This is a genomic window from Streptomyces katrae (assembly GCF_000966975.1).
In the GTDB taxonomy this organism is placed as follows: domain Bacteria; phylum Actinomycetota; class Actinomycetes; order Streptomycetales; family Streptomycetaceae; genus Streptomyces; species Streptomyces katrae.
In genome coordinates, this window is sequence record NZ_JZWV01000638.1 from 1 (window position 1) to 2,099 (window position 2,099).

Genomic DNA, 2,099 nt, shown 5'->3' on the forward strand with positions numbered 1-2,099 from the left:
GCCGAAGAGGGTCAGGTGCGGGCCGCGCAGCCAGTCGAACCCCTGCCAGGCGGGCAGCAGCGCGGCCGGGGACAGGAAGACGGCCGCCACCCAGAGCGCCGCGGACCGGTACGCGCGCCCCCGCAGCACCGCCCACCACAGCAGGGCCGCACCGGCCGCGGCGGCGAACGCCCACAGCAGCAGCCACCCGAGCCCGCGCGGGCAGCCGCCGGCGCTGCACGCCACCTCCGTCATGTCGACGACGAGCAGCTTCACGCACAGGACGGCGTACAGCACCGCCACGCCCGTCAGGGCACAGGCGGCGACGAGCCGCACCCCTCCCCACAGCCGTACCCCGAGCGACGTTCCGTCGTCCACGCTTCCCCCACCTGCCGGATCACCCACGGCGCGGCCGTCCGGCGACCGCTGTTAGTTTCGGGCTCTCCCTCTCTGAAAGTGGTTGACGTGCTTGTTGTCCGCTCGGTTGCCCTCTTCGCCGCCGCCGCCCTGTTCGAGATCGGCGGCGCCTGGCTGGTCTGGCAGGGGGTGCGCGAACACCGCGGGTGGGCGTGGATCGGCGCGGGGGTGATCGCCCTCGGCGTCTACGGGTTCGTCGCGACCCTCCAGGAGGACGCGAACTTCGGCAGGATCCTGGCCGCGTACGGCGGCGTGTTCGTGGCCGGCTCCCTGGCCTGGGGCATGGTCCTCGACGGGTACCGCCCCGACCGGGCGGACGTCATCGGGGCGCTCATCTGCCTCGTCGGGGTCGCCGTGATCATGTACGGGCCGCGGGGCTAGGGGAAACTAGGATCCGCCGTATGGACGAACGGGGGGCCGGGCCCGTGGCCTGGTGCGTGCTGGAAGGGGTGCCGACAGGCCGGGAGGAGATGCCCAGTCTGCTGCGCGGGCTGGTGACGCGCGGGCAACGCCAGGCGTCGTGGCGCCGGTTGGAGGACAAGCTCGGCTGGAGCACGGGCACCCCGCTCTTCGCCCGTGCCGTCGAGCACCTCCTCGGCCTGCTCCCGCAGCTCGACGGGCGTCGGCTGGTGCAGGTGCTCGACTTCCTGGCCCGGCGCGGCCACGACGCCTGCCGCGGCTCCGTGGGCGTGCACCGCAGGGCGTACGAGCTGTTCACGAACGCCTGGCCCCACGTGCTGCCCCTGGTCCCGCATCGGGCGGAGGGCGTACGGACCGGCGCGGCCTGGTTCCTGCGCTCGATCCGCTGCGCGGAGCCCGCCGTGCTCGGCGCACTGCGCCGGCAGGCCGCCGTGGAGGAGGACCCGACGGCGCTCGTGTCCCAACTACTGGCCGTCGGGGCGCTGTCGGAGGACCCGGAATGGTTCCTGCCCTGGCTGGATCACAGCCATCCGCTGGTGGCCCTGGCCGCCGCGCGGGGCGTGCTGGTGTCGGGCGGCGCGGACACCGCTGACGGCGCCGCGGGCCGTGCGGTCGCCCGCGGGCTGGCGGCCACCGGAACGCAGCGGCTCCCGGACGTCCCGTGGTGGCCACTCGCTCACGATCCGGCCGGACACTTCGCGGAGCTGTCGGCGCCCTGTCCGCCCGAGTCCGCGCCGCCGGCGCTCGGCTGCGGTACTGGCGCGACCCGGCGCCGGAGCTCTGGGCGGCGGTCGCAGCCGGACTCGACGACGAGCCCGCCGTGGCCTCCGTATCGGTCGAGGTCCTCGCGGGCGGCGGCGCGGCGGCGGCCCCGTACGCGGACCAGCTGGTCCGCCACGTCGAGCGGTCCGGGGGCGCCGCCCGCGCGGCCGGCGCCGACCTGGCGTTGCGGGCCCTGGTCGGCATGGGCGACGACCGGGCCGCCGACTGGTACGCCGTACGCCTCGACAGCCCCTGGCTCGATGTCGCCCCGCTGCCCTCTCGCTGGGCCCCGCACCTGCTGCCGGTCTTCCGCCGGCGGCTCGTCGGCCACGGCCCGTACGACCGCGCGGTCTCCCTGATCCTGCGCACCCTCGCCGAGTGGGGTCCGGCGGCCGCGCCGGCGGTGCCCGAGCTGGTCGGCCTGCTGGACACCCCCGTCGCCCGCGCGGCGGCCGAGGCGTTGGGCGCGATCGGCCCGGCCGCCGCCGGCGGCCGGCGGGCGGCCGGCCGGCTCGCCGCAT

The 2,099-nt window shown here is 76.4% G+C and carries 1 protein-coding gene and 2 pseudogenes; 2 read left to right on the top strand and 1 reads right to left on the bottom strand.

What is annotated here, in order from left to right:
• A pseudogene (locus VR44_RS22770) lies at positions 1-357 on the bottom strand (hypothetical protein); the annotation flags it as partial.
• 87 nt (positions 358-444) lie between these two features.
• Between VR44_RS22770 and VR44_RS22775 the strand changes: the two are divergent.
• Positions 445-777, top strand: a complete 333-nt coding sequence (locus VR44_RS22775; protein WP_045949435.1) for a YnfA family protein — start codon at positions 445-447, stop codon at positions 775-777.
• Positions 778-1,477: 700 nt separating this feature from the next.
• A pseudogene (locus VR44_RS22785) lies at positions 1,478-2,099 on the top strand (hypothetical protein); the annotation flags it as partial.